Origin of the sequence: Streptomyces chartreusis NRRL 3882 (genome assembly GCF_900236475.1) — a bacterium.
Taxonomy (GTDB): domain Bacteria; phylum Actinomycetota; class Actinomycetes; order Streptomycetales; family Streptomycetaceae; genus Streptomyces; species Streptomyces chartreusis_D.
In genome coordinates, this window is sequence record NZ_LT963352.1 from 3,427,922 (window position 1) to 3,442,319 (window position 14,398).

The window sequence follows — 14,398 nt, forward strand, 5'->3', positions numbered from 1 at the left end:
GATCAGTTTTTATCGGGGCGGAATCGCGTTAGTCTCGCAGCATGACCACCGAGGCGAAGCCAAGCCCCAGAGAGCGGCTGCTGAACGCGGCGGCGACGCTCACCTACCGCGACGGTGTCGGCATCGGCGTCGAGGCCCTGTGCAAGGCGGCCGGGGTGTCGAAGCGTTCCATGTACCAGCTGTTCGAGAGCAAGGACGAACTCCTGGCGGCGAGCCTGGAGCAGCGCACTGCCGACTTCGTGGCGGCGCTCCTGCCCGCGGCGGACGACGGCCGGTCACCCCGCGAGCGGATCCTGCACGTCTTCGGGCAGGTGGAATCGCAGGCGGGTGCGCCCGAGTTCCGCGGCTGTCCGTACCTGGCGGCGCAGATCGAGCTGAAGGACGAGAACCACCCCGCGAGCCGGGTCGCCCACCGGGTCAAGGAGAACCTGACCGCCTTCTTCCGCGCCGAGGCCGAACAGGGCGGCGCGAGCCGTCCCGACCTGCTGGCCCGGCAGCTCAGCCTGGTCTTCGACGGTGCCAGTGCCCGCGCGGGAATCGGAGCGGACAAACTGACGGGGCTCGTCGCGCCCACGGTGACCACCCTGCTCGACGCGGCGGGCATGCGCTGACGCATCGCCGTTCCCGAACGCCCCCTCACGGTCACGGGGTGCGGATGCCGTGCGGCGGCTCCTGCGGCGCGAGGAAGTCGCGGGTGACGCCGGCGATCGAGGACGCGCCGGTGAGTGCCATCGTGAGGTCGAGTTCGGCGACGACGTTGGCGATGACTTCTTCGACACCCCGTTGCCCGGCGATGGCGAGCCCGTACAGGTAGGGGCGCCCGAGCAGCACCGCGTCCGCGCCGAGGGCGATGGCGGTGAACACGTCGGCGCCGGTCCGGATGCCGCTGTCCAGCAGCACGGTGGGGTCCGGCCCGACCTCGTCCCGGATCCGGACGAGCGCGTCGAGTGAGGCGACGGAGTTGTCGATCTGCCGGCCACCGTGGTTGGACACGACGATGCCGTCGACGCCCATCTCGAAGGCGCGTCGCGCGTCGTCGGGATGCAGGATGCCCTTGAGCACGACCGGGAGCCGGGTGCGGTCTCGCAGGGTGGCCAGATGGTCCCAGCCCAGGCCGGGGTTGGAGTAGGTGTCCAGGAAGGTCTGTACCGACGCGCGCGGCACCGGCGAGCGCAGGTTGGCCAGGAAGCCGCCGGGATGGTTGCGGGTGATGGACAGCAGGCTGCGCAGCGCGCCGAGGGTGACGTCGGTCCTGCCGACGGCCGTCTCGCCCAGTCGCTCCCGGACGAGCCGGCTGAACGACGCGTCGGAGGTGTACTGGGCGATCCCGACGCCTTGGGTGAACGGAAGCGATCCGAGGTTGAGGTCCTGGGGCCGCCAGCCCAAGCTGGTGGTGTCCAGGGTGACGACCAGGGCGCCCGCTCCGATGGCCTCGGCGCGGTTGATCAGGCTGTCGACCACGCTGTCGTCGGTGCTCCAGTACAACTGCATCCAGCGGGGCGTCCCGCCCATGGCGGCGGCGCACTCCTCCATCGGGTTGCAGCCCTGGTTGCTGAAGACGTACGGGGTGCCGGTCGCCGCCGCTGCCCGGGCGATCTTGACGTCGCTGTCCTTGCCCATCAGCGCTCCGGCGCCGACCGGCGCCAGCAACACCGGGGCGGGCATCGGTGTGCCCAGGACGTCCGTGGTCAGGTCGCGCTCGGTGACGCCGTGCGCCATGCGGGGCACGATCGCCCACCGGTCGAACGCCGCCCGGTTGTTGCGCATCGTCCGGCCCTCGCCCGCGCCACCCGCGACGTAGGCCCACGCCCTCGCGCTGCTGGATCGGCGGGCGGCCCTCTCGAGGCCGGCGAAATCCGCAGGCACGGCCGGGCGGCGCCCCAGCACGCCGTCGCGGTAGACGACCGCCTGGCGTTCGCGCCCGGGCCCGGCCTTCCGAACGTTCATGGCGGAGAACCTCCCTCGTGGCCGGCCCGTCCGTCAACACGTCGAGCCGAACCTGTTTCACGTCGGGCGAGTTGCGCACGCGGGTCGACGGGCAGGGCGCGGCAGCGCCTGCACACCGGGATCAGTGCTGCCCGTGACCGCTCGTGATCTCCCGGTACTCCTCGGCGGTCGGCTTGGCGATCTGCCCCTCCGCGCCGAAGTACGCCTTGCTGAGCCTGGCGCGGAGCCTCTCGGAGCCCTTGGGCCTGCGCTCGCCGCCGTTCTCGTCGACGGTCGGGCCGTTCTCGGCCGGCCGGTACTGCTCGTGCGCGGTGAGGGTGTGCAGCGCGTCCTGGCTGAGCGGGGCGTGGACCTCGATGAACTCGCCGTGCGGGAGGCGCTTGACGATGCCGGTCTCGCGGCCGTGCAGCACCTTGTCGCGGTCCCGGCGCTGCAGGCCGAGGCAGATCCGCTTGGTGACGACGAACGCGATGACGGGTCCGGCGAAGAAGAAGATCCGGGAGAACCAGGTGATGGGGATGTCGTTGCCGCCCGCGATCATCACCACGAAGTACGCCGTCAGCCAGCGACGCCGAAGGCCGTGCGGGTGGGGGCGTTGCGCGGGCGGTCCAGGATGTGGTGCTCGCGCTTGTCTCCGGTGACAGCGTGTGCCCCCAGAAGTTGCCGAGCGGCTGGCGGCCGTCTGCCGCGCGATGCGCTCCTGGGCCGTGGCCCACCCCTTTGAGTTCGAGTGGATCTTCGCGAGCCCTGTCGGCAGCACGCAGCACCAGCCCGACTCCGCCCGGTACCAGGCCGGCCTGCGCTTCGCGTACGTCTTCCTCGACATCATCATCGAGCTGTGGAACACCCAGCCGTTCCCGGTGCCGGACCTGGAGGACCAGCCCGAGTCCCTGCGCGAGCAACTGCGCGCGTACTCCCGCCTGATCGACGAACGCCTGCCCCCGGAAGCACTGCACGTGTAGGTGACCTGCTGGAGCAGGCTCTACGGACTGCTGTGCCTGGAAGTTCTTCGCCAGTGGGACTTCGTCCTGACCGACATGGAGCCGTTCTTCGAGCAGTGCCTCGGCGAACTGACCGTGGCCCTCGGCCTGAGCGTGGAGTCCTGACTCCTTCCTGAACTCCGCTACGGGCGGCGGTCGTCGGGCTGGACGGTCCTGCCCTTGGCCCCGGACGCCCCGGACGTCCCCGATGAGGCGCCGTCGGCGGCGTCCCCACCGCTCTGCGCGGCCCCGGATCCGGGGTCCGCGTTGCCGGCGCCGCTGTCCGCGCTGCCGGCGCCACTGCCGGAGTTACCCGCGCCCTTGTCGGCGTTGCTCGCGCCGTTGTCGGCGCCGGCGGAACCGGGGGCGTCCGCACTCTTCTCCGGTCGGGCGGTGCTGCCGGGCTTCGCCTCGGCCCGGGCCAGTTGCTCGGCGCAGTACGCCGTGACCTTCCTCTCGCCGCCCGCGGCCTCGACGAGGCGCTTCCAGGCTGTCGCGTCCATGGCCTTGCCCCGGCCGTCGACCTCCTCGTAGGCACGGCAGTGGGCTTCGGTGTCCCGGGAGGGGGCGGGACGGTCCGGGCGCGCGGACGCGGAGCCGGTCGCGACACCGGACGGAGTACCGGTGGGCTCGCCCGCCGAGGCGCCGGGGGCGCGGGTGGAGGCGGGCGGGCGACCGCGGTCGTCGGCACCGTCCGTGGATCCCACCGAGCCGATCGCCGCGACCGCGACCCCGCCCAGCGTGAGGCTGGCGAGCAGCACGGAGAGCGTGGCCTTCAGCGAACGCCCCGGATGCCGCCGCTCCCGGGGCCGCCAGTCGTCCCGGCGGCGGGTGCGGGCCCGGTGCGCGCCGGCGTCCCGGGCGGCCAGGAAGGCGGCCACCGCCCGCTGTTCGGCCTCGGCGTCGATCCGGTCCCGGATGAGGGCGGCGACGAGCAGCGCCTCCAGCTCGGCTTCGTCGAGGACGTGCCGAGTGCCGAGGCCAGGGCTGCCGCAGCCGGCCGTCCCGCGGTGGCCGGGCCACCGGCCGTCGGCGTCCCGCGCCGCCCGGTGGCCGTAGGCGGAGTCCCCAGGGTGCACACGCCGACGGCCCGGGACGCCGCCGCTCTGATGTTCACCCATGTCCTGTTCCGTCCCTGCTCGATCCATGCGTCCCGCGGCGCCCGCCGGGTCCGTACGACCCGGCCGGCCCGGCCGACCGGCCCGGCGATCCGGGGCCGATCCATACGTCTCGTTCGTCCGCCCCGTTCAGGGCACCGGACCCGGCGACTCCGCCCGGCCCGCCGGCATCGTTCATTTCGACTCCCCCAGCGTCCGGGGAACCTCATCCGTCACACCTTCGGCGCCCAGCCGGGTGGCGAGGCGTTTCAGACCCCGGTACGCGGCTGTCCGCACGGCCCCCGGCCGCTTGCCGAGGACACGGGCGGCGGCGGGCCCGTCCAGCCCCACCACGACGCGCAGCAGCACGGCCTCGGCCTGGTCCTGCGGCAGGCCCCTGACCAGCCGCAGCGCCTGCTCGGTGGACATGGCCTCCAGCGCCTGGTCGTGCGTGCTGTGCGGTCCGGGCAGGTCCAGGACGTCCTGCTCCAGCGCGGACGACCTCGGCCGGACGCGCTGGCGGCGCAGATGGTCCAGCGCCCGGTGCCGGGCGATGGTCGCCGTCCAGCCGCGGAACCCGGCCCCGTCGCCCTTGAACCGCCCCAGGTCCCGGGCGATCTCCAGCCAGGCGTCGGAGGCCACGTCCTCCGCGTCCTCCCCGACCAGTCCGCGCAGATAGCCCAGCAGGCCGGGCTGCACGATCCGGTAGGCGACCGCGAAGGCCGCCTCGTCACCGTTCTGGGCCCGCTCGACGGCCGCGCCCAGTTCCCCGTCGCGCGCCTGCACGCGCCGGGGTTCCCCTCCCTGGCCCAAGAACCGTCCTCGTCCGTACCGGGTTCGCGGCGGATCCGCACCGCGGGGAACGCGTCCGTGCCACGTCCTCCACGATCATCAGCGCCGGGCTCCGGAGAAATGTCACAGCAGGCGGAGTGCTGCGTCCCTCCCGAGGCAGTGGCAGCGCGCCTGCACGGCGGCATCGACACAACCGGGTGATGTTTGGCCACAGATGTGCGCTGGGTGAGTGCCACCTGTGTGACTGCAGGGGCGGATGTGTCCAGTTCTAGGGGTGGGGTAGTTGAGTCCTCGCAGCACGCGTGCGTACAAACCGCTCAGTCTGAAGAGACGGGCGTGGCTGACCATCGGCGCCGTCGTCCTGAGCGCGGCAGGGGTGGTCACCTATGCGGTGGCCGATCCGCCCGGCGGTCCCGACGGCGCGTCCCAGAGCCGCAAGCCGGCCGTCCACACCGTGAAGCTCAAGGACGAGGGCTCCGGGCGCAAGGGCCTGGCCAAGCAGGACACGGACCGGTTCAGCGCGGTACTGGTGACCTGGAACGACCCGGATGCCCGACTCCGGGGCACGGCTGAGGTGCGGACGAGAGACCTGGAGAGCCGGCGCTGGTCCGGCTGGCAGAAGCTGTCGGCCGAACCGGGCCAGGCCGACGGCGCGGAGGGCGAGCGGGCCGCGCTGCGCGGCGGCACCGAGTCCCTCTGGACCGGCGACGCGGACGGCGTCGAGGTGCGTGTCGTGAACGCGGACGGCACGGAGGCGGGCGGCCAGCCCGCCGGCATGGACGTGAGGCTCCTCGACCCGGGCACCGACCCGAAGGGCGCCATCCGGACCGCGGCCTTCACCGAGGAGACCCCCGCCCCGACGACGGAGCCGACGGCCCCCACCCAGACTCCGCCGACTCCCACCCAGACCCCGGCGGAAACGGGCACCCCGGCGGAAACGGCCACCCCGACCGAGACGAGCACGCCGAGCGGCACCCCCGGCGACACGGCGTCCCCGACGGCCTCCCCCTCCCCGACCCCCACGGCCCCCGCGCCCCGCCCCTCCACGGTCGTCAAGCCGCCGATCATCACGCAGGCCGAATGGGGCGCCTCCACGGACTACGACGGCACACCGGCCTACGGCACCGAGATCAAGGCCGCCGTCGTCCACCACACCGGCATGGACAGCGACAACACCCTGTCCTGCGCCCAGTCCCGCGCCCGGATGCGCTCCATCCAGCAGGAGCACTTCGCACGCGGCTACTACGACATCGGCTACAACTTCGTCGTCGACAAGTGCGGGCAGATCTTCGAGGGCCGCAGCGGCGGCATGGACCTGCCGGTCACCGGCGCCCACGACATCGGCTTCAACACCGACACCGTCGGGATCTCGTACATCGGCAACTTCGAGAAGGCCCGGCCGAGCCGCGCCGCGCTCGACGCGATCTCCCGGCTGGTCGCCTGGAAGTTCGGCATGTACGGCATCGACCCGACCGGCAAGGTGACGCTCACCTCCGGCAGCCCGGCCGGCCAGGACGGCAACAAGGTCGACAAGGGCGTCTCGATCACCCTGCCCCGGGTCTTCGGCCACCGCGACACCAACGCCACCGCCTGCCCCGGCGCGAACCTCTACTCCCAGCTCTCCCGGATCGCCCAGGTCGCCAAGACCCCGGGCATCTCACACGCCCTCGCCACCTCCGACGTCAACCGGGACGGCGTCACCGACCTGGTCGCGGGCACTCCCAAGGCGCTGAGCGGCGGCGGCACCGTCACCGTCGTCCCGGGCGGCATCGACGGCCCGGTCACCGCCGCCAAGGTGACGCTCAGCCAGAGCAGCCCGGGCGTCCCCGGCTCCCACGAGACCGGTGACGGCTTCGGCACCTCCACCGCGTGGGGCGACGTGAACGGCGACGGCTACGCCGACCTCGCGATCGGCGCACCCGGCGAGGACGACACCAGCGGCCACGCCGACCGCGGCTCGGTCACGGTGATGTACGGACCCGCACTCGACACCGGCTTCTCGTACACCACGTCAGGGGTCACCTCGACGGGCGCCAGGCTCGGCTCCACGGTCGCCGTCGGCGACTTCGACGGCGACGGCAAGGCGGACGTCTTCTCCGCCGGCACCGGCAGGGGCGGCAACTGGAACGCCCGGCTGACCGGCGGCGCCACCAAGTACGGCACGCTCACCACGGCCACGGGCGCCGTCTCCTACCTCGACGCCGCGACCGGCGACTTCAACCGGGACGGCTACGCGGACATCGCCCTGAACTACCGCGACACCGGCGGCATCGGCCGGGTCGTCCGCTTCGCGGGCTCCGCGACCGGTCTGACCAAGGTGGGCGTCATCTCCGTCAAGGGCGGTCGCTCCCTCGCCGCCGGTGACGTCAGCGGCAACGGCTACGACGACATCGTCATCGGCCAGCCGGCCGCGTCGGAGTCCGGCGGCAGGTCCGGCGGCCAGATCACCATGGTCCCGGGCACGGCCACGGGCTTCACGACCACCGGCATGACCGTGATCCACCAGGACACGGCGTACGTGCCGGGCGGCAACGAGTCCGGTGACGCCCTCGGCACCTCCGTCTCGGTCGGCGACTACAACGCCGACGGTTACGCGGACGTCCTCGCGGGCGCCCCGGGCGAGGACCTGACCCGGGACGGCGTCAACCGCGCCGACGCGGGCAGCGCGATCCTCGTCAAGGGCACCGCTTCCGGTCTGACCGGCTCCGGCTCGGTCGGGATCTCGCAGGACACCTCCGGCGTCCCGGGCTCCACGGAGACCGGCGACCGCTTCGGCTCGTCGGTGTCACTGACGGACCTGTCCGGCTACGGCCGGGCGGACCTCACGTTCGGCGCCGACGGCGAGGACGGGGGCGACGGCGTCCTGCTGTACCTGCCGAGCAACAGCACCGGCCTCGGGTACGCCGACTCCGTCGTCTTCGGCAAGTCCACGCTGGGCACCCCGACGGACGCCCACCTGGGCCAGACGCTGACGCCGTGACGACTCGTCCGGTCCTCGGCCGTTTGCCGGATTTCTCCGGCAGACCGAACGGACGGGTGGGCAAGGGGGAAAGACTCCCCCATCGCCCCCAAGAGGACCGGAAGCGAGCCACGCATGACACGCCTCCTGCTGCACACCGCCGTCGCCACCGCCCTGGCCGCCGGCACGCTCGGCCTGACCCAGCCCGCCCGGACCTCCTCCGCCTCCTCCTCGGACGGCGTGCACACCGTCCGGGTGCCGGACGGTGACCCGCACGAGCGGTCCCTCGCCCCGCGCACCACCGAGCCGTTCAGCATGGTCGGTGTCACCTGGGACGACCCGGACGCGGCCCTGGACGGCACCGCGCACGTGCGCACCCGCTCCCGCCAGAGCGGCGAATGGAGCGCGTGGCGCGCACTCGACACCGACGTCCGGACGCCCGAGACCGGCCCCGACCGCCACCGCGCCGGAGTCCGCGGCGGCACCCAGCCGCTGTGGACCGGGCCTTCGGACGGCGTCCAGGTGCGGGTGTCGGGCGGACGGCTGCCCGACGGGCTGCGCGTCGAACTGGTCGACCCGGACGGCGGATCGGACGCCGTGCACACCACGGTCGTCGAACCGGACCTCGTCGAACCGGAGGTCGTCGGGCCGGCCGCCGGTGCGCCGCACGCCGAACGTCCCGCCGTCAGGTCACGTTCCGCCTGGGGCGCCGACGAGTCCCTCGTGAAGGACCCGCCCACCTACACCACCGGCACCCGTGCGATGTTCGTCCACCACACGGCGGGCACCAACGACTACACCTGCTCCGAGTCGGCGTCGATCGTGCGCGGCGTGTTCCTCTACCACGTGCGGAGCAACGGCTGGAACGACATCGGCTACCACTTCCTCGTCGACAAGTGCGGCACGGTCTTCGAGGGCCGTGCGGGCGGCATGGACAGGCCCGTCCTCGGCGCGCACACCTACGGCTTCAACACCGCCACCAGCAGCGTCTCGGTGCTCGGCGACTACAGCAAGACGACCCCGAACACCGCCGTACGCGAGTCGGTCGCCAAGGTCGCGGCCTGGAAGCTCGGCCTGTACGGCATCGACCCGACCGGCACGGTGGTGCTGACCGCCGGTGCCGACAACGGCAAGTACAAGGCGGGCCAGAAGGCCACGCTGCACCGCGTCTCCGGCCATCGCGACGGCTACCCGACCGAGTGCCCCGGCCGGCACCTCTACGACGACCTGCCCGAGATCCGCACCCTCGCCGGGAGGGCCGCCAAGCTCGACGAGCCGGCCCCGGAGCAGGCCGGTCCCGGAACCGGGGACGCCCCGGTGGGGCTCGCGCGCTGAGCTACCGCGGGGGCGCGGCCGTCGTCGCGTCCCGGCACAGCAGCCGCAGCGAGCCGTGCCCGGCGTAACAGCGGCGGGCCTCGTCGATCGGGTCCCAGAGGCGTCCGTCGGGGGTGCGGATCCAGTGGTCGCCGCCCGTCGCCCACCACTCGGCCCCGGTCTGACGCGCCATCACCTCACCGGCGTAGGCCCCGAACCCGCGCAGCACCTCCTGCACGGCGGCGTACGGCGCTCCTTCCCGCCGTATCCCCTCGATCATCCGGTCGATGCTCCACAGACTCTGTGCCGAGTAGTCGAGGCGCAGCCGTGCTCCCTCGCGCATCGTCGCCACCGTGTCCGCCGCCCACCGCAGCGGCTTCGCCGCGGCCGAGGGCCTGGTTTCCGCTTGAGTCGTCACACCCGGGAAAGCGCTGCGGCATGACGTTTCGTCACACGGAATCGGCGACTTCCCCGAAGCGGCGCAGGACCGCCCCACCTCACCCAAGGGACCGTCACAGGACTCTCCCAGGAATGGGGTTTGGGCCGGTCAGGGGCTCGGCGCCCGGTCCGTCAGCCCTGTTGCCGGCTCCGGCGCGAGACGACCGCGCGCAGTACCCGACGTCCCTCGGTCGACACCTCCAGCGCCCGCCGCAGCCCGGCCGGACCGTGACCGGCCAGGACCTCCAGGACGGTGATCTGGCGGCGCAGTTCCGCGGCGACGAGCGGCGACATGCCCTCCGTACGGCCCTCGCGGCGCACGGTGACCGACGAGGCGTCGTCCTCGGCGGTGTCGAGGAGGCGGTGGATCTGGAGGGAGGCGACGGAGCAGGCGTCGGCCCACACCCGTACCCCCGCGGGGGACAGCTCGGCGGGAGCGGCCTCGAGCATCCGGTGGGCGAGCACGGCCGCCTCGTCCCCGGTGCCGGCCGCGTCCAGCTTTCCGCGCGCCTGCTCCAGCCCCTCACCCCAGTCGCCGGTACCGGCGCCGTCGGTGAGGCTCGCCCACAGCGGCCGCAGGATCTCGTCGTCGCCGCCCAGCAGGGGCACGCACCGATCCAGACAAGCCAGCCCGCTCGCGGCCAGCCCGCGTTCGTCGGCCTGTGCGATCAACTCCACCAGGCTCATCCACGCCTCCCTCCGCGGGCCTTGCAGGGGCCCTACCAGGCCGCTTCCAGCCCTCACCCCTCACGGAACCCGCACTTCCCCTTACTGCGCGCAACGGCCCCGGAACGTCACAGGGGCACGACGCCCAGTCGGTCGAGGAAGCGGAAGAAGAGGTTTTCAGCCAGAGGATCAGGGTCTGAAGTGAGTACGTCCACCAGCGTGTCGGCGTTCACTTCGTGCCCGGCCTCGGCGGCCCAGCGGACCGCGTGCTCGGCGGCGTCGCGGGGTTCGAGGAAGTAGTCCTCCAGTGTGAGGCCCTCCCGGCCGGCGCCCAGGTACCCGGCCATGGCGGCCCGGGCGAGGCAGGTCGTCCACGTGCCGCTGTCCGGCGCCGCGGCCTCCAGCACCACGCACTCGCTGTTCATCACGTACCCGAACAGCGCGGGCGCCCCGGTCTCCCGGGCGAGGGCGTTCATGTTCCCGACGTCGCCGTCGCTGCTCGGGTACTCCCAAACCTGCCACCCGCCCGGTGCCGAGGTGCGCCGCACCATCCCGTCCGTCGCCCCCGCCAGTGCGTCCAGCTCCGCCAGCGGCCGCTCCCCACGGCCCACGACGAAGTACCCCCAGTAGCCCATGCTCCGGTTCCCCCCGGCATATTCGATTCGGCTCGCGTCAGAAGACCACCACACCCGTACGGCAGTTCGCAGCCGTACGGGCCAATTCGTGTGCGGTCAGCCGAGCCTGTCCGCAAGCGCCCGGAACTCCGCCCAGGACAGCTCGGGCCGGCCCGGGTCCCACAGCTTCTGGACGGTCGCCCGCAGCGGCATGCGGATCCCGGCCGCCACCTGGTCCTGCGTCTGCGCGTCCGGGACGTCGCCCCAGACGGCGAAGGACCCGCCGAGGATCTGCCCGTCGTAGCGCTCCGGCACGGCCGCCGTGCCGCGCAGCACCCGGGGCGTCCACTGCTCGTAGATCCGCTGCCCCGTCGGATAGACGAAGGTCTGCGGCTCGCCGAGCACGTAGTACAGGAACTCGTCGTTGTAGTTGATCACCTTCCGGCCCTCGCCCAGGTACTCCGCGGGCTGCCGGGCGCCGATCTCCTTGCCGGTCCAGTAGGCGACCTGGATGTCCCTGGCGGCCTTGACGGAGGTGTCCCGGAAGAAGCCGTCGTTCCACGCGCGCGGGGTGCGCTGGTGCTTGCGGACGGTGGCGGCCCGGTCGTTGAGCCAGCCGGTGGTGAGGTCGGCGACCGTCGCCCCGGAGCCGTACTTCTCCCGCGCGGCGGCGGCCAGCTGCGGGAACGACGCCTCCGGGTCGGAGCGCACCAGTGCCTGGTACTCGTCGCCGCCGAGGTGCCACGGCCCGCCCGGGAACAGGTCGGCGTACTCGTTCAGCAGATCGTCGACGATCGCGGCGCTCTCGCTCTCGGAGATGTCGATGGCCCCCTGCACCGCCGATCCCCGCCCGGTGCGCAGCTGGAGGTCGGGGTGGGCGGCGAGGACCGCGCCGAGGTGCCCCGGGGAGTCGATCTCTGGCACGACGGTGATGTGGCGGCTCTCCGCGAGGTCGACGATCTTCCGCACCTGCGCCTTGGTCAGATGCTGCTCGGACACGATCTCCGGATGCGAGTCGGACTCGATCCGGAATCCCTGGTCGTCGGAGAAGTGCAGACCGAGCTGGTTGAACTTCAGATCGCCCAGCTCCCGGATCCGGTCCTCGATCCAGCCGGCCGTGTAGTTCTTGCGGGCGATGTCCAGCATGAACCCGCGCTCCGGCTTGGCCGGCTCGTCCCGCACCACGCCCTCGGGCGCCGTGCCGCCGTCGTGCACTTCCTGCTTGAGGGTGCGGGTGCCGTAGAAGACGCCCGCGTCGGCGGGCCCGCTGATCTCCACCCGCCCGTCGCGCACGGTCATGACGTACGACTCGGGATTCGCCTTCTTGCCGTCGTCCAGCGTCAGCCGTACGTCCCCGGCGCGCCGGTCGTCCTTCTCGCCCTCGTACGTCAGCCCGAGCTCACCGGCGATCAGCCGGCCCTCGTCGGCCAGCGCCGGGTCGTCCACGACGACGCGGTCCCCGCTCGCGGGGCGCCAGCCCGGGCCGCGGGCCGCGGTGTGCTCGCGCACGGCGGGGATCGTCTGCGGCGCCTGGGACAGGGCGTACGAGCGGCTCGGACTCGGGCCGTCCTCCGGGGAGGTGCCGTGCGGGGCGGCCGCGGTCCGGTCCTGGGAGGGTCTGGCCTCCGGCCCGGTGGTCCCGCCGTCGCCGCCCGAGGCCGCCCAGAGCCCCAGACTCACCCCGGCCGCGACCACGACCAGGGCGACGGCCGTGGCCACGACCAGCACCTGCCACTGCTTCCCCGGCTTTCCCTGCTTCGCCGAACCCCGGCGCTTGTGCTGACTCACATCGCCAACCTAAGACCCCCTGCCACCCTGCGCGCGTCCACCACGCGTGCCGAAACTCTCTCTCCCGGGTGAAATTCGGGCATCCGTCGGACACGTCATGGTCGTACTCGATAGCGTGACGTCACATCCCTCACAACATGCCCTGCCGACACACGTGACGCCCACGAGGACCCACGCTGCCTGCGCACCGTCTCCCAGACCTCCCCGGCCGACTCGCCATACCGGTGGAGCGCTTCAACGCGGCCTCCGAGGAGGCCCTGGAGCAGACGCTCCTCTCCTGCCTGCGCAGCCCCCGCTGGTCCCGGCGTGTCGCGGAACACCGCCCCTATCCGGACCTGGCCTCCCTGCTGGCCGCGGCGGACGAGGCGGCCTACGACCTGACCTGGCCCGACCTGACGGAGGCCCTGGCAGCCGAGTCCCTGCCGCCCCTCCCGCCCGGCACGTACTCCGCGGCCCACACGGCCCTCAGCGCGGCCCACGCCGCCTATGAGGCCCGCTTCGGACACGTGTTCGTCATCTGCCTGGACGGTGTGCCCCCGGCCGAGACCCTGGACCGCCTCCTGGAGGCCATCCGGTCACGATTGACCAACGATCCGGAGGAGGAGCGGGCAGTGACGGCGGACGAACTCCGGCGCCTCGCGAGGGGACGTCTGCTGACCGCCCTCAGGGGCGCGGGGAACTGCGCGATCAACCACTGACGGCCCGCACCCGGCAGGCCCCGGGGAACCCCGATACCCCCTGCCCGCGCTAGCCCACCTGTACCTCTTTGCATGCCAGTTTGATCACACCCCGGGACCCCGGCTCAGCCCAGCGGCAGCGCATCGCTACGATGCTGGGGGCCGGTGGACCGTACCCGGCCGGGCCCGACCGACACACCAAGCCGGCGCGGCCCCAATCCCCGCTCCCGGAGGAAACTTCCGTGCCGGCTGGAACGCTGTACCGCGGCCGGGAAGGAATGTGGTCCTGGGTGGCTCACCGAGTCACCGGCGTCCTCATCTTCTTCTTCCTGTTCGTTCACGTGCTGGACACCGCTCTCGTCCGCGTGTCCCCTGAGGCCTACGACAACGTCGTGGCCACGTACAAGACGCCGATCGTCGCGCTGCTGGAGTACGGCCTCGTCGCCGCCATCCTCTTCCACGCGCTCAACGGTCTGCGCGTCATCGCCGTCGACTTCTGGATCAAGGGCGCCCGGTACCAGAAGCAGATGCTCTGGACCGTCGTCGCCCTGTGGGTCGTGCTGATGCTCGGGGCGATCTACCCCGTCCTCGGCCACGCCGCTCGTGAACTGTTCGGGAGCTGACGCCAATGTCCACGACTGAGAAGACCGCCGCCGGCGTCGGCCCCGTCGAGGGTGGCGCCGTCTACACCGTCGACAACCCCGCGCCCTTCATCGAGGCCCCGCGCAAGCGCACCAAGAAGACCCCGAAGTCCACCCGGGGCAACTTCGAGCTGGCCGCCTGGCTGTTCATGCGCCTGTCGGGCGTGGTGCTGGTCGTGCTGGTCCTCGGCCACCTGCTGATCCAGCTGGTGCTGGACGGCGGTGTGTCCAAGATCGGCTTCGCCTTCGTGGCGGGCCGCTGGGCGAGCCCCTTCTGGCAGGTCTGGGACCTGCTGATGCTGTGGCTCGCGATGCTGCACGGCGCCAACGGCCTGCGCACGGTCATCAACGACTACGCGGAGCGCGCGAACACCCGGCTGTGGCTCAAGGGCCTGCTCTACACCGCCACGGTGTTCACCATCCTGCTGGGCACGCTGGTGATCTTCACCTTCGACCCGAACATCCGCTAGGCACGGGGCTGCGAA

At 72.3% G+C, this 14,398-nt stretch carries 15 protein-coding genes and 1 pseudogene; 8 read left to right on the plus strand and 8 right to left on the minus strand.

The genetic code is table 11. The features are described 5' to 3' along the window. The first annotated feature begins 41 nt into the window (after positions 1-41). Positions 42-611 carry a TetR/AcrR family transcriptional regulator gene (locus SCNRRL3882_RS15205; protein WP_010047106.1) on the plus strand — a complete coding sequence of 190 codons (570 nt, stop codon included), beginning with the start codon at positions 42-44 and terminating at the stop codon, positions 609-611. A gap of 31 nt (positions 612-642) precedes the next feature. Here SCNRRL3882_RS15205 and SCNRRL3882_RS15210 read toward each other — a convergent pair whose 3' ends face one another. Both SCNRRL3882_RS15210 and SCNRRL3882_RS15215 read right to left on the minus strand, forming a co-directional pair. Beyond that, entirely contained in the window at positions 643-1,947 is a 1,305-nt protein-coding gene (locus SCNRRL3882_RS15210; RefSeq protein WP_010047104.1) for an alpha-hydroxy-acid oxidizing protein, read from the minus strand. 121 nt (positions 1,948-2,068) lie between these two features. Then, a pseudogene (locus SCNRRL3882_RS15215) lies at positions 2,069-2,589 on the minus strand (ubiquinol-cytochrome c reductase cytochrome b subunit); the annotation flags it as partial. A 5-nt stretch (positions 2,590-2,594) separates the two neighbouring features. Here SCNRRL3882_RS15215 and SCNRRL3882_RS41325 point away from each other — a divergent pair. Continuing rightward, a complete protein-coding gene (locus SCNRRL3882_RS41325) occupies positions 2,595-2,909 on the plus strand; it encodes a TetR-like C-terminal domain-containing protein (RefSeq protein ID WP_197709811.1) in 315 nt (104 codons plus the stop codon). Continuing rightward, entirely contained in the window at positions 2,910-3,053 is a 144-nt protein-coding gene (locus tag SCNRRL3882_RS41330; protein ID WP_197709812.1) for a hypothetical protein, read from the plus strand. 17 nt (positions 3,054-3,070) lie between these two features. Here the strand turns inward: SCNRRL3882_RS41330 and SCNRRL3882_RS15225 are convergent, their stop codons facing one another. After that, positions 3,071-4,048 carry a hypothetical protein gene (locus tag SCNRRL3882_RS15225; protein ID WP_010047102.1) on the minus strand — a complete coding sequence of 326 codons (978 nt, stop codon included), beginning with the start codon at positions 4,046-4,048 and terminating at the stop codon, positions 3,071-3,073. 171 nt (positions 4,049-4,219) lie between these two features. Beyond that, positions 4,220-4,837, minus strand: a complete 618-nt coding sequence (locus tag SCNRRL3882_RS15230; protein ID WP_029181676.1) for an RNA polymerase sigma factor — start codon at positions 4,835-4,837, stop codon at positions 4,220-4,222. Between the two features lie 262 nt (positions 4,838-5,099). On the opposite strand from SCNRRL3882_RS15230, the gene SCNRRL3882_RS15235 reads away from it, so the two are divergent. Further along, positions 5,100-7,796: an N-acetylmuramoyl-L-alanine amidase gene (locus SCNRRL3882_RS15235; RefSeq protein WP_029181675.1), complete on the plus strand. Its 2,697-nt coding sequence runs from the start codon at positions 5,100-5,102 to the stop codon at positions 7,794-7,796. 114 nt (positions 7,797-7,910) lie between these two features. Continuing rightward, entirely contained in the window at positions 7,911-9,110 is a 1,200-nt protein-coding gene (locus tag SCNRRL3882_RS15240; protein ID WP_010047094.1) for a peptidoglycan recognition protein, read from the plus strand. Position 9,111: 1 nt separating this feature from the next. Here the strand turns inward: SCNRRL3882_RS15240 and SCNRRL3882_RS15245 are convergent, their stop codons facing one another. The 4 genes from SCNRRL3882_RS15245 to SCNRRL3882_RS15260 all read right to left on the minus strand — a co-directional run bounded on the left by SCNRRL3882_RS15245 (position 9,112) and on the right by SCNRRL3882_RS15260 (position 12,535). After that, positions 9,112-9,507, minus strand: a complete 396-nt coding sequence (locus SCNRRL3882_RS15245; protein WP_086012593.1) for a hypothetical protein — start codon at positions 9,505-9,507, stop codon at positions 9,112-9,114. Positions 9,508-9,659: 152 nt separating this feature from the next. Continuing rightward, complete coding sequence (locus SCNRRL3882_RS15250; protein WP_010047087.1) at positions 9,660-10,214, minus strand: hypothetical protein; 555 nt, start codon at positions 10,212-10,214, stop codon at positions 9,660-9,662. 107 nt (positions 10,215-10,321) lie between these two features. Next, entirely contained in the window at positions 10,322-10,828 is a 507-nt protein-coding gene (locus SCNRRL3882_RS15255; RefSeq protein ID WP_010047084.1) for a hypothetical protein, read from the minus strand. 96 nt (positions 10,829-10,924) lie between these two features. After that, positions 10,925-12,535: a family 20 glycosylhydrolase gene (locus tag SCNRRL3882_RS15260; RefSeq protein WP_010047083.1), complete on the minus strand. Its 1,611-nt coding sequence runs from the start codon at positions 12,533-12,535 to the stop codon at positions 10,925-10,927. Between the two features lie 284 nt (positions 12,536-12,819). Between SCNRRL3882_RS15260 and SCNRRL3882_RS15265 the strand changes: the two genes are divergently transcribed. The 3 genes from SCNRRL3882_RS15265 (at position 12,820) to SCNRRL3882_RS15275 (ending at position 14,383) form a co-directional block, all read left to right on the plus strand. Then, positions 12,820-13,293: a 2-oxo-4-hydroxy-4-carboxy-5-ureidoimidazoline decarboxylase gene (locus SCNRRL3882_RS15265; protein WP_010047080.1), complete on the plus strand. Its 474-nt coding sequence runs from the start codon at positions 12,820-12,822 to the stop codon at positions 13,291-13,293. A gap of 221 nt (positions 13,294-13,514) precedes the next feature. Then, entirely contained in the window at positions 13,515-13,895 is a 381-nt protein-coding gene (sdhC, locus tag SCNRRL3882_RS15270; protein ID WP_010047075.1) for a succinate dehydrogenase, cytochrome b556 subunit, read from the plus strand. A 5-nt stretch (positions 13,896-13,900) separates the two neighbouring features. After that, positions 13,901-14,383: a succinate dehydrogenase hydrophobic membrane anchor subunit gene (locus SCNRRL3882_RS15275; RefSeq protein WP_010047073.1), complete on the plus strand. Its 483-nt coding sequence runs from the start codon at positions 13,901-13,903 to the stop codon at positions 14,381-14,383. The last annotated feature ends 15 nt before the right edge of the window (positions 14,384-14,398 follow it).

Coding starts and splice junctions, on each gene's coding strand:
- SCNRRL3882_RS15210 (WP_010047104.1), bottom strand. CDS start 1,947: ATGAACGTTCGGAAGGCCGGGCCCGGGCGCGAACGCCAGGCGGTCGTC.
- SCNRRL3882_RS15275 (WP_010047073.1), top strand. CDS start 13,901: ATGTCCACGACTGAGAAGACCGCCGCCGGCGTCGGCCCCGTCGAGGGT.
- SCNRRL3882_RS15240 (WP_010047094.1), top strand. CDS start 7,911: ATGACACGCCTCCTGCTGCACACCGCCGTCGCCACCGCCCTGGCCGCC.
- SCNRRL3882_RS15255 (WP_010047084.1), bottom strand. CDS start 10,828: ATGGGCTACTGGGGGTACTTCGTCGTGGGCCGTGGGGAGCGGCCGCTG.
- SCNRRL3882_RS15205 (WP_010047106.1), top strand. CDS start 42: ATGACCACCGAGGCGAAGCCAAGCCCCAGAGAGCGGCTGCTGAACGCG.
- SCNRRL3882_RS15250 (WP_010047087.1), bottom strand. CDS start 10,214: ATGAGCCTGGTGGAGTTGATCGCACAGGCCGACGAACGCGGGCTGGCC.
- SCNRRL3882_RS15225 (WP_010047102.1), bottom strand. CDS start 4,048: ATGGGTGAACATCAGAGCGGCGGCGTCCCGGGCCGTCGGCGTGTGCAC.